At 73.5% G+C, this 24,235-nt stretch carries 25 protein-coding genes and 1 pseudogene; 8 read left to right on the top strand and 18 right to left on the bottom strand.

Annotation, left to right across the window (positions count from 1 at the left end; genetic code table 11):
* Positions 1–777 (top strand): annotated as a pseudogene (locus tag EIO00_RS15060) (hypothetical protein); the annotation flags it as partial.
* On the opposite strand, the gene EIO00_RS15065 reads toward EIO00_RS15060, so the two are convergent.
* The 9 genes from EIO00_RS15065 to EIO00_RS15105 form a co-directional block, all read right to left on the bottom strand.
* Positions 768–1,223, bottom strand: coding sequence for a MaoC family dehydratase (locus tag EIO00_RS15065; protein WP_140179427.1), 456 nt, complete (start codon positions 1,221–1,223; stop codon positions 768–770). The pseudogene EIO00_RS15060 and the gene EIO00_RS15065 overlap by 10 nt on opposite strands.
* The gene (locus EIO00_RS15070; protein ID WP_140179429.1) at positions 1,220–2,767 is read right to left on the bottom strand and encodes an acyl-CoA synthetase; all 1,548 of its coding nucleotides are present in this window, start codon (positions 2,765–2,767) and stop codon (positions 1,220–1,222) included. Before EIO00_RS15070 ends, EIO00_RS15065 begins: the two co-directional genes overlap by 4 nt.
* A 48-nt stretch (positions 2,768–2,815) precedes the next feature.
* Positions 2,816–3,700 carry an amidohydrolase family protein gene (locus EIO00_RS15075; protein WP_175596234.1) on the bottom strand — a complete coding sequence of 295 codons (885 nt, stop codon included), beginning with the start codon at positions 3,698–3,700 and terminating at the stop codon, positions 2,816–2,818.
* Positions 3,701–3,705: 5 nt separating this feature from the next.
* Positions 3,706–4,629 (bottom strand): SDR family NAD(P)-dependent oxidoreductase, encoded by a 924-nt coding sequence (locus tag EIO00_RS15080; protein WP_277752883.1) that lies wholly within the window; start codon positions 4,627–4,629, stop codon positions 3,706–3,708.
* A gap of 362 nt (positions 4,630–4,991) precedes the next feature.
* Positions 4,992–6,026: a branched-chain amino acid ABC transporter permease gene (locus tag EIO00_RS15085; RefSeq protein WP_140179433.1), complete on the bottom strand. Its 1,035-nt coding sequence runs from the start codon at positions 6,024–6,026 to the stop codon at positions 4,992–4,994.
* Positions 6,023–6,886 (bottom strand): branched-chain amino acid ABC transporter permease, encoded by an 864-nt coding sequence (locus EIO00_RS15090; protein WP_140179434.1) that lies wholly within the window; start codon positions 6,884–6,886, stop codon positions 6,023–6,025. The genes EIO00_RS15085 and EIO00_RS15090 overlap by 4 nt, the downstream gene beginning before the upstream one ends.
* Positions 6,883–7,656, bottom strand: a complete 774-nt coding sequence (locus EIO00_RS15095; RefSeq protein ID WP_140179437.1) for an ABC transporter ATP-binding protein — start codon at positions 7,654–7,656, stop codon at positions 6,883–6,885. Before EIO00_RS15095 ends, EIO00_RS15090 begins: the two co-directional genes overlap by 4 nt.
* Positions 7,653–8,423 (bottom strand): ABC transporter ATP-binding protein, encoded by a 771-nt coding sequence (locus EIO00_RS15100; protein WP_140179439.1) that lies wholly within the window; start codon positions 8,421–8,423, stop codon positions 7,653–7,655. Before EIO00_RS15100 ends, EIO00_RS15095 begins: the two co-directional genes overlap by 4 nt.
* A 5-nt stretch (positions 8,424–8,428) precedes the next feature.
* Complete coding sequence (locus EIO00_RS15105) at positions 8,429–9,610, bottom strand: ABC transporter substrate-binding protein (protein ID WP_140179441.1); 1,182 nt, start codon at positions 9,608–9,610, stop codon at positions 8,429–8,431.
* 206 nt (positions 9,611–9,816) lie between these two features.
* On the opposite strand from EIO00_RS15105, the gene EIO00_RS15110 reads away from it, so the two are divergent.
* Positions 9,817–10,773: a PaaX family transcriptional regulator gene (locus EIO00_RS15110; RefSeq protein WP_140179443.1), complete on the top strand. Its 957-nt coding sequence runs from the start codon at positions 9,817–9,819 to the stop codon at positions 10,771–10,773.
* Here EIO00_RS15110 and EIO00_RS25815 read toward each other — a convergent pair.
* The gene (locus EIO00_RS25815; protein ID WP_140179445.1) at positions 10,699–12,357 is read right to left on the bottom strand and encodes an IclR family transcriptional regulator domain-containing protein; all 1,659 of its coding nucleotides are present in this window, start codon (positions 12,355–12,357) and stop codon (positions 10,699–10,701) included. The two genes, EIO00_RS15110 and EIO00_RS25815, sit on opposite strands and share 75 nt — an antisense overlap.
* A 263-nt stretch (positions 12,358–12,620) precedes the next feature.
* On the opposite strand from EIO00_RS25815, the gene pcaH reads away from it, so the two are divergent.
* The 3 genes from pcaH to pcaDC are packed head-to-tail and all read left to right on the top strand — an operon-like array spanning position 12,621 to position 15,011.
* The gene (pcaH, locus tag EIO00_RS15120; protein ID WP_206664151.1) at positions 12,621–13,298 is read left to right on the top strand and encodes a protocatechuate 3,4-dioxygenase subunit beta; all 678 of its coding nucleotides are present in this window, start codon (positions 12,621–12,623) and stop codon (positions 13,296–13,298) included.
* The gene (gene pcaG, locus EIO00_RS15125; RefSeq protein ID WP_140179449.1) at positions 13,298–13,858 is read left to right on the top strand and encodes a protocatechuate 3,4-dioxygenase subunit alpha; all 561 of its coding nucleotides are present in this window, start codon (positions 13,298–13,300) and stop codon (positions 13,856–13,858) included. The genes pcaH and pcaG overlap by 1 nt, the downstream gene beginning before the upstream one ends.
* Positions 13,845–15,011: a bifunctional 3-oxoadipate enol-lactonase/4-carboxymuconolactone decarboxylase PcaDC gene (pcaDC, locus tag EIO00_RS15130; protein WP_140179451.1), complete on the top strand. Its 1,167-nt coding sequence runs from the start codon at positions 13,845–13,847 to the stop codon at positions 15,009–15,011. The genes pcaG and pcaDC overlap by 14 nt, the downstream gene beginning before the upstream one ends.
* 57 nt (positions 15,012–15,068) lie before the next feature.
* Here pcaDC and EIO00_RS15135 read toward each other — a convergent pair whose 3' ends face one another.
* The 5 genes from EIO00_RS15135 to EIO00_RS15150 all read right to left on the bottom strand — a co-directional run bounded on the left by EIO00_RS15135 (position 15,069) and on the right by EIO00_RS15150 (position 18,827).
* The gene (locus tag EIO00_RS15135; protein ID WP_140179608.1) at positions 15,069–15,902 is read right to left on the bottom strand and encodes an IclR family transcriptional regulator; all 834 of its coding nucleotides are present in this window, start codon (positions 15,900–15,902) and stop codon (positions 15,069–15,071) included.
* Between the two features lie 28 nt (positions 15,903–15,930).
* Positions 15,931–16,869: a PDR/VanB family oxidoreductase gene (locus tag EIO00_RS15140; protein ID WP_140179453.1), complete on the bottom strand. Its 939-nt coding sequence runs from the start codon at positions 16,867–16,869 to the stop codon at positions 15,931–15,933.
* Positions 16,859–17,020 (bottom strand): hypothetical protein, encoded by a 162-nt coding sequence (locus tag EIO00_RS24560; protein ID WP_175596235.1) that lies wholly within the window; start codon positions 17,018–17,020, stop codon positions 16,859–16,861. The genes EIO00_RS15140 and EIO00_RS24560 overlap by 11 nt, the downstream gene beginning before the upstream one ends.
* Positions 17,017–18,045, bottom strand: a complete 1,029-nt coding sequence (locus tag EIO00_RS15145) for an aromatic ring-hydroxylating dioxygenase subunit alpha (RefSeq protein WP_140179455.1) — start codon at positions 18,043–18,045, stop codon at positions 17,017–17,019. The genes EIO00_RS24560 and EIO00_RS15145 overlap by 4 nt, the downstream gene beginning before the upstream one ends.
* A gap of 110 nt (positions 18,046–18,155) precedes the next feature.
* On the bottom strand, positions 18,156–18,827 hold the full coding sequence (locus EIO00_RS15150; protein WP_241661364.1) for a peptidyl-tRNA hydrolase: 672 nt from the start codon (positions 18,825–18,827) through the stop codon (positions 18,156–18,158).
* A gap of 193 nt (positions 18,828–19,020) precedes the next feature.
* Between EIO00_RS15150 and EIO00_RS15155 the strand changes: the two genes are divergently transcribed.
* On the top strand, positions 19,021–20,172 hold the full coding sequence (locus EIO00_RS15155; RefSeq protein WP_175596236.1) for a hypothetical protein: 1,152 nt from the start codon (positions 19,021–19,023) through the stop codon (positions 20,170–20,172).
* A gap of 96 nt (positions 20,173–20,268) precedes the next feature.
* On the opposite strand, the gene EIO00_RS15160 is transcribed toward EIO00_RS15155, so the two are convergent.
* Together EIO00_RS15160 and EIO00_RS15165 are read right to left on the bottom strand one after the other, a co-directional pair.
* Positions 20,269–20,877, bottom strand: coding sequence for an HAD family hydrolase (locus EIO00_RS15160; RefSeq protein WP_140179457.1), 609 nt, complete (start codon positions 20,875–20,877; stop codon positions 20,269–20,271).
* 21 nt (positions 20,878–20,898) lie between these two features.
* Positions 20,899–22,236 (bottom strand): serine hydroxymethyltransferase, encoded by a 1,338-nt coding sequence (locus EIO00_RS15165; protein WP_140179459.1) that lies wholly within the window; start codon positions 22,234–22,236, stop codon positions 20,899–20,901.
* Positions 22,237–22,432: 196 nt separating this feature from the next.
* Here EIO00_RS15165 and EIO00_RS15170 point away from each other — a divergent pair, with 196 nt between their 5' ends.
* Entirely contained in the window at positions 22,433–23,110 is a 678-nt protein-coding gene (locus EIO00_RS15170; protein ID WP_140179461.1) for a DUF6348 family protein, read from the top strand.
* Positions 23,111–23,159: 49 nt separating this feature from the next.
* Positions 23,160–23,819, top strand: a complete 660-nt coding sequence (locus tag EIO00_RS15175; RefSeq protein ID WP_277752884.1) for a TetR/AcrR family transcriptional regulator — start codon at positions 23,160–23,162, stop codon at positions 23,817–23,819.
* A 99-nt stretch (positions 23,820–23,918) separates the two neighbouring features.
* On the opposite strand, the gene EIO00_RS15180 is transcribed toward EIO00_RS15175, so the two are convergent.
* On the bottom strand, positions 23,919–24,218 hold the full coding sequence (locus EIO00_RS15180; RefSeq protein ID WP_140179465.1) for a Dabb family protein: 300 nt from the start codon (positions 24,216–24,218) through the stop codon (positions 23,919–23,921).
* Positions 24,219–24,235 lie beyond the last annotated feature (17 nt).

The raw sequence follows: 24,235 nt of genomic DNA on the forward strand, positions 1-24,235 counted from the left end.
CCGTCCCCGCCGCAGCCCGCCAAGGCCACCGCGCCGCAGGCGGTGCCGCCCGCCCCCCGGCCTCCGTCCGATCGGCCCGCACCGCCCGGCGGTCCTGAGGCGGTCGCGCCTTCGGCCATGCCGCTCCCGGGGCCGCCCGCGACGCGGCGGACGGCCGGGTTCCACCGCTTCCACCTCCCCATCGGGATCTTCCTGGCGGCCTACGGTCTCACCTCGCTGATCTCCTCCTTCCTGGGCTGGGACGCCCATCTGCGGGAGATGTCGGACTATCTCGGCGAGGACGCCGCCGCGCCCGCGCTGATCGCGGTCAAGGCCGTCCAGGTGCTGCTGGTGCTGGTGACCGTGATGGGCCTGCTGCGTCGGCGGGACGTGTGGTTCCTGGCCGCGTCGTGCGGATGGACGGCCGGGTTCGCGGTGTTCTGCGTGCTGGACGGGGTCGGGGGCACGATGACCGGCCTCGTCGAACACGGCGTCTACCTGGTGGGCTTCGCGTTCCTGCTGTGCCTGTCGTACGCGCTGGGCGTCAAGGCGCGGGTGGCGGCGCGGCGGGCGGGGCCGGACGGCGACGAGCCCGGGCTCAGCCGCACCCAGGAGCTCGCGCTGGCCGCGCTCGAGCGGTGGCAGCGGCAGTTCCAGTCCGGGCCGCAGCGGCCGGCCGGGACACCGCACCAGACGCTCCCGCAGCCGTCCCCGCCCGCCTCCTCGCAGGCCGGTCAGCAGGTCGGTCAGCAGGCCGGTCAGCAGGCCTCCCCGCAGGCTCCGCCCGGTCAGCGGTAGAAACGGGAGACGCTCTGCAGCACGCAGGCGGGCTTGCCGCCGCCCTCGACCTCGATGGTGCCGTCGACGGTGATCTGCACGCCGCCGCCTCCCACCTCCGCCACGTCGGCGACCTTGGCGAGGAGCCGGATGCGGGAGCCGGCGGGCACCGGGGCCGGGAAGCGGACCTTGTTCAGCCCGTAGTTGACCTTGGTGGTGACGCCGTCGACCTCCAGCAGCTCGGTGAACATCGGGATGAACAGCGACAGCGTCAAAAAGCCGTGGGCGATGGTGCCGCCGAACGGTCCCTTCTCGGCCCGCTCGGGATCCACATGGATCCACTGGTGATCGTCGGTGGCGTCGGCGAAGGTGTCGATGCGGCTCTGGGGGATCTCCAGCCAGGAGCTGGCCCCCAGGTCCTTGCCGGCCAGGTCGGCGAGGTCGTCGATGTGCACGCGAGTGGTCATGGGGTCTCCTTCGCAGGGGGTTCCGCCGTGGAGCCGTAGCGGTCGCGCACCACGGACTTGAGGATCTTTCCGGCGGCGTTGCGCGGCAGCTCGTCCGTGAACACCACCGATTTGGGGATCTTGTACTTGGCCAGCCGTCCGGCCAGGGCCTCCAGCACCCGCTGCTCGGTCAGGTCCGAGCCCGGCCGGGGCACCACCACAGCCCGGCCGACCTCGCCCCAGGTCGGATCGGGCACGCCGATCACGGCGCAGTCCAGCACGTCGGGATCGGCCAGGATCGCCTTCTCCACCTCGGCCGGGTAGATGTTCTCCCCGCCCGAGATGATCATGTCCTTGATCCGGTCGACGATGTAGGCGTAGCCGTCCTCGTCGATCCGGGCGGCGTCGCCGGTGTGGAACCAGCCGTCGGTGAACGCGCGCGCGGTCTCCTCCGGCAGGCCCCAGTAGCCGGACATCACGTGCGGGCCGTTGACGATGACCTCGCCGGTCTCCCCCGGCGCCACGTCGGTCATGTCGGGGCCGACCACCCGCACGTCGCTGAAGAAGTGCGGCACCCCCGCCGACCCGGTCTTGGAGACCGCGTGCTCGGCGTCCAGGAACAGCACCCCGGGCGAGGCCTCGGTCATCCCGTAGCCCTGCAGGAACGTCAGCCCCCGCTCGGCGTAGATCTCGATCAGCGCCGGGGGGACGGGCGACCCGCCGCAGGTCATCAGCCGCACCGAGGACAGGTCGGCCTCCGCCCACCGGGGCGAGCGGGCCACCTGCCAGAACATCGTCGGCACCCCGAACATGAAGGTGATCCGGTGCCGCTCGATCAGCTCCAGGGTGGCGTCCGGGTCGAACGACGGCACCAGCACGCAGCAGCCGCCCTTGAGCAGCACCGGCAGGGTGAGCATGTTCAACCCGGCGGTGTGGAACAGCGGGGCGGACACCAGCGCCACCTCGTCGGCGATCAGGTCGTGGTCGACCAGCACGTTGATCGCGTTCCAGGTGATGTTGCCGTGGCTGAGCACCGCGCCCTTGGGCCGGCCGGTGGTGCCGGAGGTGTACATGATCATGCAGGTCTCCTCCAGGGAGACCGGCTCGTCGATCGGGTCGGCGGGCGCCCCCGCCAGCAGGTCCTCGTACCCGTGCGCGCCGGGCCGCTCCCCGGCCAGCGCGATCCGCTCCCGCACCGACGGCGTCCCCTCCAGCCCGTCGACCAACTCGGCGTGGGAGGGGGCGTACACCAGCACGGAGGTCCCCGAGTCGGCGAGCTGGAAGGCGATCTCCGGTCCCGCCAGCCGGATGTTCAGCGGGACGAACACCGCCCCCAGCGCCCCGGCGGCGAACAGGGTCTCCAGGAAGGACGGATGGTTGGGGCCCAGGTAGGCGACCCGGTCGCCGCGACGGATCCCCAGTCCGCGCAGCGCATGCGCGAGCCGGGTGACGCGCTCGTGCAGCTCGGCGTAGGTCAGCCGGCGGTCCTCATAGACGAGGGCGGTGCGGTGCGGGGTCTTGCGCGCCCGGCGCGCGGGCCATGATCCCAGTCCTTGATTGCGCACGGAACGCTCCTTCGCGATGTCGGTCGTCGGGTGTCCGGTTCCGGGGCGTCAGTCCTCGACCAGGCCGAGCAGCCGGGCGGCATTGCCTTTGAGGATCTTGGGGCGGACCTCGGGCTTGATCTCCAGCCGCTCGAAGTCGGCCAGCCAGCGGTCCGGGGTGATGACCGGGTAGTCCGAGCCGAACAGGACCTTGTCCTGCAGCAGGCTGTTGGCGTACCGGACCAGCTGCGGCGGGAAGTACTTGGGCGACCAGCCCGACAGGTCGATGTAGACCTGCGGCTTGTGGGTGGCGACGGCCAGCGCCTCGTCCTGCCAGGGGAACGACGGGTGCGCCAGGACGATCCGCAGCCCGGGGAAGTCCACCGCCACGTCGTCGACCAGCATCGGGTCGGAGTACTTCAGCCGGATCCCGCCGCCGCCCGGCACGCCCGCGCCGATCCCGGTCTGCCCGGTGTGGAACAGCGCGATCGCCCCGAGCTCCTCGATCGCCTCGTACAGCGGATAGGCCATCCGGTCGTTGGGGGCGAACCCCTGGATGCTGGGGTGGAACTTGAAGCCCTTCACCCCGTACCGCTCGACCAGCCGCCGGGCCTCCCGCACGCCCGCCTCGCCCTTCCAGGGGTCGATGCTGGCGAAGGGGATCAGCACGTCCGCGTGCTCGGCGCAGCTCTCGGCGACCTCCTCGTTGGAGATCCGCGGCCATCCGGTGGCGTGCTCGGCGTCCACGGTGAACACCACCGCGGCCATCTTCCGTTCGCGGTAGTAGGCGGCCGTCTCCGCGATGGTGGGCTGCCGGTGCCCGTGCGCCTTGAAGTACTTCTCCGAGGCGCCGAACAGCTCCGGGCTCAGCGAGCCGTGCCCGTCCTTGCTGATCTCGGCGTGGGTGTGGACGTCGATCGCGGTCAGTTCGGCCACGTTCAGGGCGGTGCTCATCGCGGTCAGGCCTCCGGGAGGACGGGTGCGGGGATGCCGACGGACTGCGGGTTCCGGCCGACCGAGGCGGACCACACGGCCGCGATGGACTCGGGAGTCCAGCCGCCGTCGGCGTAGGCGACCGCCACCTCCTCCGGGTGCGACCACAGGGAGAGCTTGTCGCCGCCGATCCCGATGCACTGGCCGGTGACGTCGCGGGCTGCGTCCGACGCCAGGAACGGCACCAGCGCCGCGCAGTCCTCGGGCGTGCCGAACCCCTCCCCCTTGCGCAGGGCGTCGGGGAACGGCTCGCCGCGGCGGGCGGCCTCCACGAACGGGGCGAAGGCGGGGATCGTCTCGGTCATCGCGGTGGCGGCGACCGGGATGATCGCGTTGACGGTGATCTTCGCCTTGGCCAGCTCCATCGACCAGGTGCGGACCATGGCGGCGATGCCGGCCTTGGCCGCGGCGTAATTGGTCTGGCCGAAGTTGCCGCGCTGTCCGGCGGGCGAGCCGACCATGATCAGCGAGCCGCCCTCGCCCTGCTCGCGCATCCGGCGGGCGGCCGCGCGGGCGCAGGTGAAGGTGCCGCGCAGGTGAACGTCGATGACCGCGTCGAAGTCCTCGTCGCTCATCTTCCACAGCACGCGGTCGCGGAGGATGCCGGCATTGGTGACCATGGCGTCCAGCCGGCCGTACTCGGCGACGGCCCGCTCCACCAGGCGGTCGGCGACCTCGGCGGACCCGACTGGCGCGGCCTCGGCGACGGCGGCGCCGCCCGCCTCGGTGATGGCCTTGACGGCCGCGTCGGCGGCGTCGGCGTCCACGTCGTTGACGACGACGGAGGCTCCGTGGCGGGCGAGGGCGACGGCGTAGGCCAGGCCGAGCCCGCGCCCGGCGCCGGTGACCACGGCGACCTTGCCGGTGAGATCGATAGAGGTGGCGGTCATGGATGTCGCTTCCTTTCGCATGCGGTCGGTTGCGCGGGGCCGGGTCGGCCGCGGAGGGGGCCCGCGGGAGGGGACCCGGCTATCGGGCGGTGAAGCGTCTCCCGTCCGGGCCGGTCCGGGCGGACCGGACGTCGGCCGCGGCGGGAGAGGTGCTGGTGCCCCGGCGGCCGGCGGTGATGCGGCGCCCGAGGGTGCGCGATGCGGAGGCGGACGCGCGGCGGCCGGGGCCTCGGGCATGGTCCTGGCGCGGCGGGCGGCGCCGCGGGCGGGTCCGGAAAAAGGGCGCACGAGGGTAAGGACATGGCCGATTCGCTTTCTGTGCGGTTCTTCGTACGGCTCGGTGAGGGGGTGGAAGGAGCCGGTCAGACCGAGGCGGGGGCCGGGGCGGGCCGTTCGGCGCCGTCGGACGCGGGGTCGTCGCCGCGGGGGCGGGCGGATCTGCGTCGTTCCCACCAGGCCGCGGCGGTGGGGACCAGGCCGCGCGGCATGAACAGCACCACGAGCACCAGCAGCACCCCGTACACCGCGTACGACAGCACGGTCGGGGCGGCGGCCGGCATGCCCTCCATGGTCCCGATGTTGTTGAGCAGCTGGAGCAGCAGCGTGACCGCCGTGGCGCCGACCAGCGCGCCGTAGATGGTGCCGGCCCCGCCGACCACGACCATCACCACGTACTCGAACGACAGCAGCACCGGGAAGGAGCTGGGTGCGACATAGCCGAAGTAGAAGGCGTAGACGCCGCCCGCCAACCCGGCGAACCCGGCCGAGAGGCTGAACACCGCCAGCTTGTAGCCGGCGACCGGCACGCCCGAGGACTCGGCGGCGACCTCGCTGGTGGCCAGGGCGCGCAGTCCCCGTCCGGGCCGGGACTTGACGATGTTGCGGGTGATCAGCACGGTCAGCCCCAGCACCGCCAGCGCCAGATAGGCGTACGCCACGTCGTCGGCGAACTCGTATCCGCCGATCGCCAGCCGCGGCACGCCCTGCAGGCCGATGTCGCCGCCGGTCCACTCCTGCTGGCCGACCAGGTTGAGCAGGATCAGCTGGACCGCCAAGGTGGCGAAGGCGAGCTGGTGGCCGCGCAGCCGCAGCAGCGGCACGCCGATCACCGCGGCGAGCACGGCGGCGACCAGCGGCGAGGCCGCCAGCCCCAGCCAGGTCGGCAGCTCCTCCAGGGCGATCAGCGCGGCGGTGTAACCGCCGATCATGAAGAACGCGGCCTGGCCCAGCGAGACCTGTCCGGCGTAGCCCATCAGCATCGACAGGCCGGTCACCACGCAGGCGGCCAGCACCAGCACGATGTAGACCGGCAGCTGGGTCTCCGACAGCAGCAGCGGGGCCAGCAGCGCCGCGGCGCACACCGCGGCGGCCGCCGCCCATCGGGGGGACGGTTTCATCGGGCGGCCTCCTCCTGCAGTGCGGTGCGGCGCGAGGACTGCCAGATCATGATCACCAGCATCAGCGCCAGCGCCACCACGGTCTGGTAGCTGGCCTCGTAGTACCCGGCCACCATGGTCTCGGCGACGCCGAGGGTGAGCGCGCCGATCAGCGCCAGGCCGGGCCGGTTGAGGGCGCCCAGCACCGCGGCGGCGAACCCGTTGGTGATCAGCAGGACGTCGCTGTTGTAGGAGATGGGCATCAGCGGGGTGAGCAGCACGCCGGCCGCGCCGCCCAGCATCCCGCCGAGGACGAAGGCGACCAGCCCCATCCGGGTCACGTTGATGCCGACGGCGCGGGCGGCGTACGGGTTGGCGGCGCAGGCCGACAGCGCCTTGCCCAGGTAGGTGCGGGTGAAGAAGGCCAGCAGCGCGGCGAACACCGCCGCGGTCACGCCGATCACCAGGAACGACTGCTTCTGCACGTACGCCCCGGCGATCTCCACGGTGCCGCGCAGCCCCGGGTGGGATCGAGGGTTGTCGCCCCAGATCATGATCTCCACCGCGTAGGCCGCGAATCCCAGGCCGAGCGTGGCGATCAGGGCGGACTGGGCGCTGGTGCCGGGCTTGCCGATGGCGATCAGCCCCACCAGCAGCCCGACCGCCCCGGCCACCGCCACGGCGGCGACCTCGGCCAGCCCGTGCGGCAGCCCGACGGACAGGAACGAGCCGGCGGTCAGCCCGGCGACGACGGCGAACATGCCCTGCGCGAAGTTGACCACGTGGGTCACCCGGTGAATGGTGACCAGCCCGCTGGCCAGCAACGCGAAGCCGCAGCCGACGGCCAGCCCGGAGATCAGGTATTGCAGGAAGTCGCTCATGGCGATGTCTCCTTCGCCGTCTCCTTGGCCGTCTCCTTGGCCGTCTCCTTGGCCGTCTCCATCGCGGCCTCCTTCGCCGCCGCGACGTCGCCCGCGGGACCGCCGAGGTAGGCGGCGGCGACCTCCTCGCTGGCGAGGAGGTCGGCCGCGGTCCCCTGCGCGCGGATCCGTCCCGCCTCCAGGACGTAGCCGCGGCCGCACAACTCCAGGGCGAGCCGGGCGTTCTGCTCGATGAGCAGCACCGCCAGCCCGCGTTCGCGGTTGAGGTCGCGCAGGTGCTCGGCCAGCCCGGCGGTGACCTTGGGGGCCAGGCCCAGCGACAGCTCGTCCACGACGATCACGTCGGGGTCGGCCATGAGGGCGCGGCCGAAGGCCACCATCTGCTGCTGGCCGCCGGAGAGGGTGCCGGCCCGCTGGCCGCGGACGCGGGCCAGCTCCGGCAGCACCTCGTACACCCGGGCGGTGTCGCGGGCGCCGGGGACGCGGCGCCGGCGCCACGCGCCGAGCTTGAGGTTGTCGTCGACGGTCAGGTCCGCGAACATCTGCCGCCCTTCGGGCACCAGCGCCGCCCGGCCGTTCAGGCGGACCCGTCCCCCGGCCGGGCGGACGATCCCCATCACGGCGTTGACCAGGGAGGACTTGCCCGCGCCGTTGGGGCCGATGAGGGCGACCAGCTCTCCCGCGCCGACGGTGAGGTCGACACGGTCCAGGGCGGTGGCGGTGCCGTACCGGACGACGAGGTCGCTCACCTCGATGACGGGGCCGCTCACGAGACGCCCTCCCCGAGGTAGGCGCTCAGCACGGCCTCGTCGCGCCGGATCTCCTCCACGGTGCCCTCGGCGATGTGCCGGCCGAGGTCCAGCACGCTGACGCGGTCGGCGAGCCGGGACACGAACGCCACGTCGTGCTCGATGAGCATGGTGGTCAGCCCTTCCTCGCGAAGGCTCTCGATGAGCTGGGCGAGCGCTTCGCGTTCGGCGGCGCGCAGCCCGGAGGCGGGCTCGTCCAGCAGCAGCAGCCGGGGCCTGGCGCACAGCGCGCGGGCCACCTGCAGGGACCGCTGCTGGCCGAGCGGGAGGGCGTCGGCGGTCCGGTGCGCCCAATCCCGCAGCCCCACCCGGTCGAGGGCGGCCAGCGCGTCGGCCTCGATGCGGGCCTCCTCCTCGCGATGGCGGGGCAGCCGCAGCGCGGCGGACAGGAAGCCGTGCCGGGTGCGGGCGTGCGCGCCGACCATCACGTTCTCCAGGACGGTCATCCCGCCGAACAGCCGGGCGCCCTGGAAGACGATCGCGATGCCCAGGCGGGCCCGGGCGTGCGGGGTGAGCCGGTCGATGCGCCTGCGCTCCCCCTCCGGGCCGTAGGACACCGTGCCCGAGTCGGGCAGCAGATGGCCGCTGATCAGGTTGAACAGGGTGGACTTGCCCGCGCCGTTGGGGCCGATCACGGCGCGGGTCTCGCCCTCGGCCACGGTCAGGCTGACGTCGCGGACGGCGTACACGCCGCCGAACGCCCGGCTGACCGAGTCGATCTGCAGCATCGGGCTCACTCCGCCGCCCGGGCGGTCTCGGCGAGCCGCTCCTTGGACCACTCGGTGGGCACGAGCTTGCCCTTCTCCACCCGGTTCATGGAGATGTCGGTGGAACGCAGCCCGGAGTGGTCGGTGGGGCTGTAGGAGTACTTGCCGTTCGGGGTGACCAGGGTCAGGCCCTCCAGGGCGTCGCGGATCTTCTCCCGGTCGGTGCCGGCCTTCTCGATCGCGGCGGCCAGCAGCTTGACGCCGGCGTAGCCGTCCTGGGCGAACTGGGGCGGCTCATAGCCGTACTTCTGCCGGAACGGCTCGGCCATCTCCTTGATGGCGTTCTTGAGCGCCCCGTCCGGCAGGTGCTCGCCGACCACGCCGATGGCGCTCTGCACGTAGACGCCCTCGGCGGCCTGGCCGACCGGGTCCAGCCACAGCTTGCTGGCCTGCGAGCCGGTCATGAAGAGCGGCAGCTTGAGCCCGGAGGTGGGGTACTGCTTGGCGATGGTGACGCCGGGGGCGCCGCTGGCCCAGACCATGAAGGCCTGTGCGTCGCTGCCCCGGACATGGGCGAAGATGGGGCTGAAGTCCGAGGCGGTGGTCTCGTACGGCTCCTCGCGGACGATCTGCACGCCGTACTCGGCGGCGCGCTTCTTCATGCCGTTGAGGCCGGCCACCGAGTAGGCGCTCTTGGTGTCATAGGCGACGGCGACCTTGGTGATCTTGTGGGCCTGCCAGTACTGCAGCATCGCCTCGGCGTAGGTGGACGACAGCGCCGGGACGACGAAGGTGTACTTGCGGATCGGGTTCACCTGCTCGTCGGCGGGCGCCAGGGAGATGTAGGGGATGCGCTCGCGCTCGGCCAGCGGCTCCACCGCCAGGCCCACGTTGGAGAACGTGGAGCCGATGATCGCGGTGACCTTCTCGGCCTTGAGCTTGTTGAAGTGCAGCACCCCCTGATCGGGAGCGGTCTTGTCGTCGAGGGTGATCAGCTCGATCTTGCGGCCCTTGATGCCGCCGCGCGCGTTGATCTGCTCGACGGCCAGGTCGACGGTCTTCTTGGCCTCGCTGCCGAGCGGGGCGTAGTTGCCGGTCAGCGACTCGATGAAGCCGATCTTGATGGTGTCGCCGGAGGATCCGCCGGATCCGCCGCAGCCGGCGAGCACCAACGCGGCGGCGGTGAGGAACGGGATGAGTCTGCGCACAGGAGTCCTCCTGGGGGTGTGCGTGCTCCTGCCGGGCCGGACCGGATCCCGGAGCGGGGGCACCGCCCGGGGCCCGATCAGGGGGGTAAGCTGAACTTAGGCAGATATGTCACGGCGGTCAATAGTCTGCCGAACATTGACTGAGACCACCGGATCCTCGAGGGGCCGCCGCTCCGCCGAACCGACAGATGGGAGCCGAACGGGTGATGGACGCTTTCACCACCGATGACCGGCCGCCCGCACCCGAGGGCGCCGCCGGAGCCGACGGCCCGTCGCCGCGGCTACGTCCACAGTCGCTGATGCTCACGTTCCTGGGCAACTATGTGCTGCGCAGGAACATCGCGGTCTCCTCGAGCAGCTTCATCGAGATCTTCGCCCGGCTCGGGGTGGGCGAGCACGCCATCCGCTCCACGCTCAGCCGGATGGTGACCCGCGACCTGCTGTCCCGGCACCGGCGGGGCCGCCGGATGCACTTCGGGCTGACCCCCCGGTCGGTGCGCATCCTCACCGACGGTGAGCGGCGGGTGTGGCGGCGCAGCGTGATCAACGCCGACTGGGACGGCCGCTGGACGGTGCTGGCGTTCTCCATGCCAGAGTCCTGGCAGAGCCGCCGGCACGACCTGCGGTCGGCGCTGATCTGGGCCGGGTTCGGATCGATCGGGAACGGCCTGTGGATCGCCCCCCGCCGGGTGGAGGTCGGCCCGCTGATCGACGGGCTGGGGCTGCGCGACCACGTCAAGGTGTTCACCGGACGGGCCGAGGAGCCCACCGACGTGACCGCCATGATCCGCGACGCCTTCGACCTGGACGCGCTGGCCTCCGGGTACCGGGCGTTCCTGGAGCGCTGGGACCGGCCCGACCCCATCCCCGACGCGCCCGACGACCTGGCCCGCTACCTGTGGATGACCACCGAGTGGCTGCAGCTGGTCCGGATGGACCCCGGGCTGCCGGTGGAGCACCTGCCCGCCGGCTGGCCGGGGGTGCGCGCCCAGCAGCGGGTGCACGAGCTGCGGGAGCGCTATGAGGAGCCGGCGCGGCGGCTGGCCAACGAGGCGATCGAGTACATCACGGTCCCGCCGGTGCAGATCTCACCCGACGGGGACGCGGACGAACCGGCCCGCGATGTGGAGGTCGCGCTCGATGGCGGCCGCCGCCTCCCGTAGCGGCGGCAGCACCGTCTCCCGCGTCTCCTCGGCGGAACGCCGCCCGGCGTGGGAGGAGACGTTGATGGCGGCGACCGCCCGCCCGTCCCGGTCCCGCACCGGCACCGCGATGGAGCGCAGGCCCTCCTCCAGCTCCTCCTCCACCAGCGCGTAGCCGTCGCGGGCGGCCCGGTCCAGCAGGGCGGCGAGCCGCTCGGGCGAGGTGACGGTGCGCCGGGTCAGCGGACGCAGGTCCGTCCGCACCAGCCGCCCGGCGCGCTCCTCCTCCGGCAGCCCGGCCAGCAGCACCCGCCCCATCGAGGTCGCGTACGCGGGGAAGCGGGTGCCCACCGTGATCTCCACGCTCATGATCCGCACGGTCGGCACCCGGGCGACGTACCGGATGTCGTCGCCGTCCAGCACCGCCATCGACGCCGAGTCGTGCACCCGCTCGACCAGCCGGGCCAGATGCGGCCGGGCGATCCGGGGCAGGGTGAGGCCGTTCAACGGGGTGAACCCCAGGTCCAGCACCCGCGGAGCGGGCCGGAACCGGCCGTCCGCCGCGGTCACGTACCCCAGGTGCGCCAGGGTGAGCAGAGAGCGCCGCACGGTGGCCCGGGGCAGCCCGGTCGCCTGCGCCAGGGCCGCCGGCGTCGGCTCGGGCCGGTGCTCGTCGAACGCGGCCAGCACGCCGAGCCCGCGGGCCAGGGACTGCAGGAACTCCGCGCCCAGCGCCCGCTTGGACTCCCGCGCCCGCTCGGCGGTCCCGGTCGGCCCCCGGTCGGTCTCGCCGGACCGGACCCGCTCCTCGGCCAGGATCCGTTCCATCTCGGCGACCGTCTCGCGCAGCCGGGGCAGCATGGCCTCCCGCAGCGATTCGGCGGTGTGTCGGCTGGTGTGGCTGACCACGCTGACCGCGCACATCCGCCCGGCCGGATCGCGGACCGGCATCGCCAGCGCCACCAGCCCCGGCTCGATCAGCTGGTCGTCCAGCGCCCAGCCGCTCCGGCGGGCGAAGGCGACCCGCTCGGCGAAGGAGTCGGCGGCGCGGGCCGCCCCCGGCGGCACCGCCGGGAAGCCGCGCAGATCCGGGTCGGCGGCCCGCCGCTCCCGCCAGCGCGCCCAGTCGGCCTCGGTCCAGTCGGCGGCCAGCAGCGCGCCCATCGCCCCGCACTCGGCGGGCAGCAGGTCCCCGACCCCGAACGCCACCGACATCGTCCGCCGCCTGGGCGCCTGATGGACGAACCGGGCGCCGTCGCCGTCGGCCACCGCGATCGACACCGACTCCTCCAGGACATCGGCCAGCCGATCGGCCACCGGGCCGAGCAGCGCGGGCAGCCGGACCGCGGCCAGGTAGGCGTTGCCCAGCTCCATCACCGGCGGTGCGAGCAGGGCGTCCCGGCCGGCGATCCGCACGTACTCCAGCCGCTCCAGCGTGCTCAGCACCCGGTCGACGGTGGAGCGGGCCAGGCCGGTGTCGCGCACCAGGTCGCCCGCGCTGCGCCGACCGCCGGCCGCGGTCAGCGCGCGCAGCACCGCCAACCCGCGCATCAGCGGGCCGACCGCCTCGGCGGGGGGAACGGCAGAGGAATCGCTCACCGGCATGTCCGCTCCAGATCTTCCATTCCGCGCAAGCCCGCATTGACAGCGGGCAGGCGGGCGATGACACTCATGACCACGATAATGAACACTAGTTCACTAGGCGAACATCTCTGGTCGAAGCGTCGGGTCCGGTGGCGCGCTCGAGCGCACCCGGAGCCGCGTGAAGGGAGCCCCCGTTGACTTCGCCCACCCAAAAGGAGATCAGCGCGGAGATCGCCGAACGCCGGGACGCCTACGCCAAGGCGGTCGCGGACGGCGCCCCGCGCATGGACCACCCCCACCGCGACTACCCGCCGTACCGCAGCAGCGTGCTGCGGCACCCCAAACGGCCGCCGGTGCCGGTGCGCGACCCGGAGGCGGTGGAGCTGACCGGACCGGTGTTCGGCCACACCGACGTGACCGAGTGGGACAACGACCTGACCCGCCAGCACACCGGCGAGCCGCTGGGCGAGCGGATCATCGTCACCGGCCGGGTGATCGACCGCAACGGCCGCCCCGTGCGCGGGCAGCTGGTGGAGATCTGGCAGGCCAACGCCGCCGGTCGGTACATCCACCAACGCGACCAGCACCCCGCCCCGCTGGACCCCAACTTCACCGGGGTGGGCCGCTGCCTGACCGACGACGAGGGCCGGTACACGTTCATCACGATCAAGCCGGGCCCCTACCCGTGGCGCAACCACGACAACGCCTGGCGGCCCTCGCACATCCACTTCTCGCTGTTCGGCACCGCCTTCACCCAGCGCCTGGTCACCCAGATGTACTTCCCGGGCGACCCGCTGTTCCCCTATGACCCGATCATGCAATCGGTGACCGACGACGCCGCCCGGCAGCGGATGGTCGCCGCCTACGACCACGATCTGTCCAAGCCCGAGTGGGCGCTGGGCTACCGCTGGGACATCGTGCTGGACGGGCCCACCGCCACCGTGTTCGAGGAGGGTCGCTGATGCTTCCGCCCACCCCGTCGCAGACCGTCGGGCCGTTCTACGGATACGCGCTGCCGTTCGCCAAGGGCGGCGAGATCGCCCCGCCCGGCGACCCGCGCACCATCACGCTGCACGGCCATGTGCTCGACGGAGCCGGGCAGCCGATCCCCGACGCGCTGCTGGAGTTCTGGCAGGCCGGCCCGGACGGCTCGCGGTCCGGGGCGCCCGGCTCGCTGCGCCGCGACCCCACGACCGGAGCGGTCATCGGCCGGGACGGGGTCGCCTTCACCGGGTTCGGCCGGGTGCCGACGGACGCGGACGGCCACTATGCGCTGCGGACGCTGCCGCCGGGCGGGCCGCCGTACATCTCGGTGTGCGTGTTCGCCCGCGGCCTGCTGCACCATCTGTTCACCCGGGCGTACCTGGGCGAGCCGGAGGGGGACCCGCTGCTGGACTCCCTGGAGCCGCGCGACCGCAAGACCCTGATCGCCACGCCCGAGCGGGACCGCGTGTACCGATTCGACATCCGCCTGCAGGGCGACGAGAACCACGAGGAGACGGTCTTTCTTGCCTTCGACTGACACCGGCGTGCTCCACCACCGCGTCGACGGGGCGGGCGCGCCCCTGCTGCTCGGGCCTTCGCTGGGCACCTCGCTGCAGGTGTGGGCGCCGCAGGTGCCCGCGCTGGCCCGCACCCACCGGGTGATCCGCTGGGACCTGCCCGGCCACGGCGGCTCCCCCGCCGCGCTGCTGCCGGACCGGCCCGCCATCGCGGACCTGGGACGGCTGGTGCTGGAACTGGCCGACGCGCTCGGCCTCGACCGGTTCGCCTACGCCGGAATCTCCCTAGGCGGGGCCGTCGGGGCCTGGCTGGCGGCCCACCATCCCGATCGGATCGCCTCGCTGGCGATCGTGTGCTCGGCGGCGCGGTTCGGCGAGCCGGCGGGCTGGCACGAGCGGGCCGCGCTGGTGCGCGCCGAGGGCACCGGACCGCTGGTCGAGAGCTCGGCGGGACGCTGGTTCACCCCCGGCTTCGCCGACTCCCCCGCCGCCGCCGACCTGCTGGAGGATCTGCGGAGCGCCGACCCGGCGGGCTATGCGGCCTGCTGCGAGGCGCTGGCGGACTGTGACCTGCGGGACGCGCTGCCGCGGATCACCGCCCCCACGCTGGTGATCGCCGGGCGCGACGACCCGGCCACCCCGCCCGCCCAGGCGCGGGCGCTGGCCGACGCGATCCCCGGCGCGGGCCTGGTGGAGGTCGCCGGGGCGGCCCATCTGGCCGGGGTGGAGAGGCCGGGGCCGGTCACCGCCGCGCTCGTCGACCACCTGTCGGCCGGAACCGACGACGGATCCCGGCACGCCGCCGGGATGGCGGTGCGGCGGGCCGTGCTCGGCGACGCGCACGTGGACCGGGCCGTCGCGCGGACCAGCGAGTTCACCGCGCCGTTCCAGGATCTGATCACCCGGTACGCGTGGGGCGAGATCTGGACCCGTCCCGGGCTGGACCGCAAGACCCGCAGCTGCATCACGCTCACCGCGCTGGTGGCCCGCGGACATCTGGAGGAGCTGGCCATGCACGTGCGGGCGGCGCTGCGCAACGGCCTCACCCCGGAGGAGATCGGCGAGGTGCTGCTGCAGTCGGCGATCTATTGCGGCGTCCCGGCGGCCAACTCGGCGTTCGCGGTCGCCGACCGGGTGCTGCGGGAGGAGCGCGGCGAGCGCCGAGACGGGTGAGGAGCCGTCCGCCCGCGGCCCCGTCCCGGCCCGCGGGCGGACCGGCCGCGCCGCCCCTCAGCCTCCCTCGGCGATCCGCGGGGGCGGGCCGCTCTCCCGGGCGGCCGACGCCGGAGGCCGGCGCGCGCTGGGGGCGCCCAGGGCGCGGGAGATGCCCCGGGCCCCGGCGCGCACCGCCGGCACGAGAGCACGCGGGTCATAGGCGTCGGACGGCACGACGATGGACAGCGCCGCCACCACCGAGTCGTCCGGCCCGTGCACCGGCGCGGCCACCGACAACGCGAACAGCTCCACCTGCCCGTCGCTGATCGCCACCCCGGTGCGGCGCACCTCGGCCAGGACCCGGCGCAGCTGACGCCCCGAGCAGATCGTCTTGGGCGTGAACCGCCGCAGCGGCCCGGCGATGGCACGTTCCTGCAGCTCGGGATCGGCGTGCGCGAGCAGCGCCAGGCCGACCCCGGTGGCGTGCGCGGGGAACCGGCCGCCGACCCGGGTGAACACGTGCACCGCGTCCCGACCCGACAGGCGTTCCAGATAGACGACCTCCAGCCCGTCCAGCACGGCCAGCTGCACGTTCTGGTGCGTGGCCTCGTAGAGGTCCTCCATGAACGGCAGCGCCGCCTCCCGCAGCCCCGGCCCGCGCGGGGCCAGCGACGCGACCTCCCACAATCGCAGCCCGACCCGGTAGGCGCCATCCGCTCCGCGTTCCAGCGCGCCCCAGGCGACCAGCTCGTTCACCAGGCGGTGCGCGGTCGCCATGGGCAGCCCGGTCCGGCGGCAGATCTCGGTCAGGGTGAGCGCCGGACGCTCGGGCGTGAACGCCTCGAGGATGCCCAGCACCCGCCGGGTCACCGGCGGTCGGGTCCCCGTCCGCCGGTCCGGCCCCGTCATCGCGGTCACCGCCTCATCCAACCGCGGCTCACAGGTCCAGCACCAGCCGGGGCGACCGGGCGCGCGACACGCAGATCATCATGAACTCGCAGGTGTCGCGCTCCGGGCCGGACAGGATCGAGTCCCGGTGGTCGGGAACGCCCTCCAGCACCCCGGTCTCGCAGGTGCCGCAGGTGCCCTCCCGGCAGGAGGAGAGGACCTGCACCCCGGCGGCCTCGACCGTCTCCAGGATCGACCTCCCGGCGGGCACGGTCAGGGTGAGGCCGCTGGCGGCCAGCTCGACCTCGAACTCCCTCTCCGGCCCCTCGACGGCGCGGGGGACGAACCGCTCGACGTGCAGCGCCTCCGGGGGGCAGCGCTCCTCCACCGCGGTCAGCAGGGACTCGGGTCCGCAGCAGTAGACCTGCGTGCCGGCCGGCAGGTCGCCCAGCAGGCCGTCCAGGTCGAGCAGGCCGGTCTCGTCCTGCGGCCGGAGGTCGACCCGGTCGGCGTCCAGCGCGGCCAGCTCGCCGGTGAACGCCATGGTCGCCCGACGGCGCCCGCCGTAGACCAGCCGCCAGTCCGCCCCGGCGGCCCGCGCGGCCCGCACCATCGGCAGGATCGGGGTGATCCCGATGCCGCCGGCGATGAACAGGTACCGCTCCGACGGCACCAGCGGGAAGGCGTTGCGCGGGCCGCGGACCGTCAGCCGGTCGCCGACCGACAGCTTGTCGTGGACGTAGGCGGAGCCGCCCCGCCCGTCCGGCTCGCGCAGCACCGCCACCCGCCAGGCGGAGGCGTCGGCGGGATCGCCGCACAGCGAGTACTGGCGCACCAGGTCCTCGGTGAGCAGCAGGTCGATGTGCGCTCCCGGCGACCAGGCCGGGAGCGGACCGCCGGCGGGGGCGCGCAGCGTTAGCGCCACCACCTCCTCGGCGACCCGCTCCCGGCGGTCGACCACGACCTCGATCCACGGTTCAGTGCTCATGCTCCGTCCGAGGGCTCGGATGGTCGGGGTGGGACAGCAGCCAGTGCCAGATCTCGACGGGGTCGGCGGCCCGGCTCTCGGCGCCGCAGTGGCACACGCCGATCAGCAGATCCGAGCCGGGCTCCCACACCACCTGGAGCCGCCTGCTCACGAGGACGCCTCGAGCATCTTCTTGAGCATGCGGCGGGCCGCCAGACCGCCGGTGTCGATGTTGATGCTCAGCTCCTGGTAGCCCTCCGGCTCGCCGGCGATGACCTCTTCCAGCAGGTTGAGCGCCGCCACGTCCTGCAGGATCACAGTCCGGTTGCTCTCGGCCAGGAACTTGGAGACCTCCTCGTCATCCAGGGCGAAGTCGCGGGAGACCATCCAGAAGTCGTGGGTGGTCGTCTCGGTCTCCGGGGTGATCGCGTACACGATCTCGGCGTGGCAGGCGGCCGGGTCGTCGCCGTCCGGCCCCGGCTCCACCCCGGTCGGGGCGATCCGGGAGTGCAGCAGGTACAGGCACGGCGGGTGGTACTCGATGTCCTGCCAGCGGTCGATGCGGCCGGTGATGCCGGTGGACTTGGCGTAGAACGGCGGGCATTCGGCGTCCTTCATCCGCCGGCTGACGTAGACGATCCCGGCGTCCTCGTCGACCTCGGTGGTGATGGGGGTCTCGGCGACCTCGGGCGTGCCGATGTAGCCGGCGTGCAGATAGGTCTCATGCGACAGGTCGAGCAGGTTGTCGACCAGCAGCTCGTACCGGGCCGCCAGCGGCTCCATCCCGCGCACCGTCACATAGTCCGGCGATCCCAGCCACGGCGCGCGCGGGATCCTCGTCGGATCGGCCTTGTCGGCGTCCCCGATCCACACCCAGACCAGCGTGTCCTGCTCCACCACGGGATAGACGGGGACCCGAGCGGTCCGCGGGATGCGCTTTTGGCCGGGAACGGCGACGCACGTCCCGTCCGGGTCGTAGGTGAAGCCGTGGTAGCCGCAGACGATCCGGTCGCCCTCCCGCCGGCTGGCCGACAGCGGGTAGCGCCGGTGCACGCAGCGGTCGGCCAGGGCGACGGGCTCTCCGGCGGAGGTCCGGTAGAAGACGATCGGCTCCCCGCAGATCGTCCGGGCGAGCAGCTCGTCACCGACTTCCTCGGAGTGGGCGGCGACGTACCACTGGTTCCGCACAAAGGGCATGGCTCACAGCTCCTGCCTCGCAGGGGAAACGGGGGATGTGAGCCGACTCTCACCCACCGGCCGTGACGGACGCCACAGCGCTTCCGTCTGACGGAAGGATCGCCGGTTCCTCAGGCGGTGACCAGCCAGGCCAGCGCCGTCGTCGTCCCCGGCGGGACCTCGGTGAAGCCGCCGTCGCGGACCACCACCGCGGCGCGCCGCAGGCACTCCTCCCACGGGGCGCCGGCGACCAGGCGGACGGGCGCGCCCGCCGCCGCCCAGGCGGCGACGTCCGCGGGAGGGCCGTTGCGCAGCAGCAGGTGGGCGGCGTGTCCGGCCTGGGCCGCCGACTTGCCGGTGCTCATCGTCACGTCCGGATTGAGGACCAGCGCCGCGTACGGGGGCTCCGGCGGCGGCCCGGGTTCCTCCCGCACCAGCTCCAGCCCGGCGACCTGCATCTTCGCCAGCGGCGGCGGCACCCGGTCGACCGGTCCGGGCACGAACGCGCGGACCTGCGCGCCGGCGTGCTCGACGGTCACGCCCGGCAGCTCGGCCGCCTCGCGCCAGCGGATGCCGCGCCCCCGTCTGGTCACCTTCCGGATCCGGCCGGACTCCCAGCGGCGCACCCGGTCGCGCCACTCGCCTCCGGGGTCCGCGGCGCGGGGGTCGGTGAGCAGGCGGACCACCGCCGTCGCGGCGGCCTCGCAGACCGCCCCGTGGGCGGGCGGTGCGGTCTTCTCCACCCGCACGGCGAGCTGCATCGCCCACGGCGGATCGTCGAACGGCCCGATGTCGCCTCCCACGGGGAGGAGTATTCCATCGCCCGCCGAGGGCCCGGTCGACTTCCCGGGCCGGGAAATGGGTACGGCATCTCTCAGCCCCCTCGGGACATCGAACCCGAGAGGGTCCACAACAGGACATAAACGGGACACGCGGTGCCGGCGGTCTCCACGGCCTCTGGGGCGACACCGCGCGAGAACTGGTCGGAGGTCGCTGGTGACCAGTCCGGGCGACACCATCCCCCGTGCCGGCACGTTCCTGGTGGGCGTCGACATCAAGCCGGGCCGCTACCGCTGCGAGGACGGCAGGGGCGGCTGGTGGGTGCGGTTCACCGGCCCCGACGGCGGCGAGCCGGTGGGGTCCTGGCCGCTGCCCGCCGGGCCGACCGAGGTGGAGATCGAGCCCACCGACTTCGCGTTCGAGACCCGGACCCGCACGAACTGGCGCATGGTGGGGCCCGCCGGGGAGCCGGGCCGGCGGCGTCCCGAGCCCCGCCCGGTGGCGGACCCGACGCTGCGCGCCGAGCTCGACCGGATCGTGGCCCGGCACCGGCTCCCGGCGCGGCTGGTCCCGGCGCTGGCGGCGCTGGCGTGCGCGGCGGGGGTGCCGGCGCTCGGCCCGGCCTGGCTGATGTTCGCCGCGCCGGTCGGGCTGACCGCCGTGTTCGGTGCGCGCCTGTCGGACGATCTGCGGCGCGCCCGGGCGCTGGACCGCCGCCGCGACCGCTATCTGCTGCCGGAGGACTTCGACGAGGAGGCCAAGGCCCTGCTGGTGCGGGCGCAGGGGGCGGTCCGCGCGGTGCTGGACTCGGCGGTCTGCCGCGAGGGCCTGCTCGACGCCGCCGACAACGCCCGCACCCTTCCCCAGCAGGAGTGGGAGATCGCCCAGGCGCTGGCCCGCCAGTCCGTCCTGCGCCGCCGGGAGCGGGAGATCGCCGACTCCGCCGACCTCGCCGTGCCCGAGCTCGCCGCCGTGCTGGAGGACGTGCTGGAGGATCGGCGCGGCAGGCTGGCCGCCTCGGTGCGCGCCGTGACCCGTCGCATCGAGGCCCTGGAACGGTACGCCGACCGGGTCCGCGCCGCCGACCGGCTGCTGGGCGTCCACCGTCGGCTGCGCGAGCTGGCCTCGTCCGCCCACGAGTACGACGACCTGCTGGCCGCCACCGTCCGCGACGAGCTGGCCCTCCCCGTCATCGAACGCCTCACCGCCGAGGGCGAGTCGCTCCTGCACCGCCTGCGCGCCGACCTCGCCGAGGCCGCCGGAGCCGCCGGCGGCCTCTCCGACGCCCTCCCCGGTGATCTCACCGGCGGCCCTCCCGCGCCGGGCGGGGCGACCGCGGACGGGCCGGACGGCCATCCGCGCCGGTGAACGCCTCATCCGGCGGGCTCGCTCCCCGGCTCGACGGTTCCGCGCCGGGGCGTCGGAGGCCGCCGTCCGGAACGTCGGGGAGGACGGCGGAGAACGTCAGGAGAAGTGCTCGGCCACGACCCGGCGGACCTGGGCCGGGGAGGTGAAGACCTCCGAGAGCATGCCGACGCGGCGGGCGGCCTCGACGTTCTCCGCGCGGTCGTCGAAGAACAGCACCCGGGAGACGGGCACGCCGAGCCGGTCGGCGCAGATCCGGTAGGCGCGCGGGTCGGGCTTGGCGACTCCGATGCGACAGGAGTAGGTGAGGGCGTGGAAACGCCCCAACCACCGGCCGTGCCGTTCCTCCATCAGCGGCACCAGGTCGCTGATGATGTTGGACAGCAGGCCCAGGCGGTGGCCGCGGTCGGCCAATTCCTCGACCAGGGCCACCATCTCCTCGTCGACCCTGGTCCAGCTCTCCAGGTCGGCGCGGGCGAGGGCGGCGACATCGGGGAAGACCGTGCCCAGCCGGGCGGCGACGGCCCGCCAGTACTCGGCGGTGGGCTGGCCGGCGTCGTAGGCGGGGCGCAGCTCCCAGTAGGCCTCCCAGAACCGGCGGGCGCGCCCGTCCGCGACGCCCGCCAGCCGTTCGATGACCCGTTTGTCCGCCTCGGACTGGTCCCGGGCCAGCACTCCGTAGAGGTCGAAAACGATCGCCTCGGGCATGCCGCCCAGCCTATGCGCGGCCTAGGCGCGTCGGGCCTCCTCCCTGATCCGCACCACGGCCTTGCGCACGGTCCGCGGGTCGGTGTCGCGCAGCAGCAGATCCGCCATCAGCACGGCGACCTGCCGGAGCTCCGCCTCGCCCAGGCCGCGGCGGACCACCTCCTGGGTGCCGATCCGCAGGCCGCGGTCGGGCTCTCCGGGGGCCTGCCAGGGCAGCCCGATGGCGCTGAGGTAGATGCCGGCCTCGGCGAGCCGGGCCATCGCCGCACGACCGCCGCCCAGGGCCGCCGCGTCGACCGCCACATGATGGGAGTCGGTGAAGCCCCGGTCGGCGCCCGCGACGGCGAAGCCCTCCTCGTGCAGCGCGGCGGCCAGCGTCCGGGCGGCGGCGATGCACCTGTCGGCGTACGCGCCGCCGTCGTCGGCGATCTCGGCGGCGGTGACGGCGAGCGGGGCCAGGCGCCCGGCGTCGTAGTTGGCGGTCAGCCCGGGGAACACCGCGGTGGAGATCCGCTCCGCCAGCTCGGGATCGTCGGTGGCGATGACCCCGCCGGGCGGCCCGCCGAACGACTTGTAGGTGGAGAACGTGAGCACCTCGGCTCCCTCGGCCAGCGGGCGCTGGAACCTCCCCGCGGCGACCAGTCCCGCCATGTGCGAGGCGTCGTACAGCAGATGCGCCCCCACCGCCGAGGTCGCCTCCCGGATCGCCGCGACCCGGTGCGGGAACAGCAGCAGGCTCGCGCCGATCACCACCAGCCGGGGCCGTTCGCGCTCCAGGAACCGCGGCAGCGCGGCCAGGTCCACGTCGTAGGCGTCCACGTCGTAGGGCAGGTCGACGACGCGCAGCCCGCGCACGCCCGGCACGCCCGCGGCGTGGTGGCTGGTGTGCCCGCCGGCGCGTTCGGGGAGCACCGCGATGGTGTCGCCGGGCCGGGTCAGCGCCGTGTAGACCGCCAGGTTGGCCATGGTGGCGCTGTGGCTGCGGACCTCGGCGAAGCGCGCTCCGACCAGCCGGGCCACCAGGGCGGGCGCGAGCACCTCCAACCGGTCGAGACGGTCCAGGCCCGCCTGGTACTTGTCCCCCGGCCACCCCATGCTGGGCCGCCCGCTCACCGTGGACTCGGACACCCGCCGGGCGGCCTCGCTCATCACATTGGTCCCGGCGTACAGGACGATGCCCTCGTCGTCGAACTGCCGGGCGTGCTCGTCCAACGCCTCCCGGGCGGCCCGCGCGACGCGGTCGGCCGAGGGGTCGCGCCACAGGTCGGCGAGGTCGGCGGCCACCTCCGCGATGCGGGCGTGGGCGACCGGCGGGGCCCATGGGGCGACGTGTGGGACCGTTCCACTCTGCTGTTCCATACCGACGAACGGTAGAGAACACCATGCACCGGACGCCAGGGACATAGTTGCCAATTCCAGGGCATCACCCGCCGTACTCATTCGTTCCGCTCGCCGCCTCGCCGACCTCGCCCGACCTTGTCCGATATTTCGTTCGATCTCCGCGGAGGGCGCCGCTACCGTGTCCCGCCGAACGCTCTGCGAAGGAAGTGCGATCATGGACATCACCGCCGAGACCGCCGCCGATCTCTTGGCACGTCTGTGCGCCGAGGGGCACGGCCTGTCCGCCCGCCGCGACGGTGCGATGATCGATCTGGGCGAGTGCGGACTGCGGATCACGGTGGACGCCCCTCGGATGCAGGACAACGGACTGGTCGTCCAGCTGCCCATCGGTGTCGGGCATCCCCGCTGGAGCGGGGAGTTCGCCTGGGACCAGGCGGTGGGAATCGGCGGGCGGGACCGCCACCCGGTCGCCGACGCGCTGGACGGATGGGTGCACAACGTGCTGCCGGTGTTCGCCGCGATAGCGCTGCCGGACAGCGACCTGGCCGAACGCGCCTGGACGGCGCGCTTCCACGACGGGACCCGCGCCATGGACGTCCACTACGGGCCGGCGACGATCCGCGACTTCGGCGGTCTGACCGAGGAGTTCCACCAGGCGGTGGCGGACCGGCCGCCGACGATGGCGGTGGTCGAGGAGCTGTTCACCGGATACGCGCTGCCGGACCGGCCGATCTGGCTCTTCACCTTCTGCGCCCGGATGCCCGGCGGCCCGATCACCGAGGTCACCCTGCTCAACAGCGACATCGGCACCCGATTCGGGCACATCGCCGACCACCTCCCCTGGCAGGGGCACGGCACGGTGAAGTCCTGGGCGCTGGCGGTGCCGCGCTGACGGCCGCCGAAGCGGCGGCATGCCCGCCGGGGGCGTACATACTGGGAAGGTGACGACCACAGGCACCCGGTCCGCCCGCACCGACGGCGAGGGGCGGCGACGGCGCGGCGGCCGATCCGCCGCACCGCCGTCCGAGCGGCGTGAGCATCTGGTCCGGCTGGCCGCCGACCTGTTCGCCGAGAAGGGGTTCCAGGCGACGACCGTGCGCGACATCGCCCGCGAGGCGGGGATCCTGTCCGGGAGCCTGTACCACCACTTCGACTCCAAGGAGTCGATCGTCGACGAGGTGCTGTCGGGCTTCTTCGACGAGGTCCTGACCGCCTACCGGGCCGCCGTCGACAAGGGCGGCGACCCGCGCGAGACCCTCGCCGAGCTGGTGCGCATCGCCTTCGGCACCCTGGAGCCGCATCGCGCGGCCGTCACCGTCATCCAGAACGACTGGGCCTACCTGCGGTCGATGCCCCGCTTCGCCTATCTGACCAAGGTGGAGCAGGACGTCGAGAAGATGTGGGTGGACACCATCGAGCGGGGCCGGCGGACGGGCGCCTTCCGCGCCGACATCGACGCCAGGCTCACCTACCGCATGATCCGCGACACCATCTGGGTCACCGTCCGCTGGTATCGGCCGGGCGGCCCGCTGAGCACGGCGGACCTGGCCGAGCACTACCTGAAGGTCATGTTCGACGGGATCGCCGCCCCCGGCCGATAGGCGGGCCCCGCCCCGGCCGACGGCCCGCTCATCGGCCGGCGGACGGCGCCCGTCGGCCGGGGCCTCGGGCGCCCCCTCGCCGGAGGGCGGCCCGCCGGCTCACAGCTCGTACTGGATGGCGGCACGATCGGCCACGAGCGGGGCGATGACCTCCTCCACGACGGCCCGATGCTCGGGGTGGTCGCGGTAGGCCAGGTAGCCCTCGCGGTCGTCGAAGTCGGCGACCACGGCGAAGTCGTAGCCGCCGGGGTTGATCCCGGCGTTCCTGCCCAGGCTGTAGGACCGGATCTGGGGGATCTTGGCGGGCAGCTCAGAAAGCCGGGCGGCGACCTCCTCCTGCTGGCGGGTGGTCGTCCCCTCCGCCCAGCGGAACAGCGCCACATGTCGCAATCCGCTCATTCTGCCACCGTAGTGGA

Origin of the sequence: Thermomonospora catenispora (assembly GCF_006363815.1) — a bacterium.
In the GTDB taxonomy this organism is placed as follows: Bacteria; Actinomycetota; Actinomycetes; order Streptosporangiales; family Streptosporangiaceae; genus Thermomonospora; species Thermomonospora catenispora.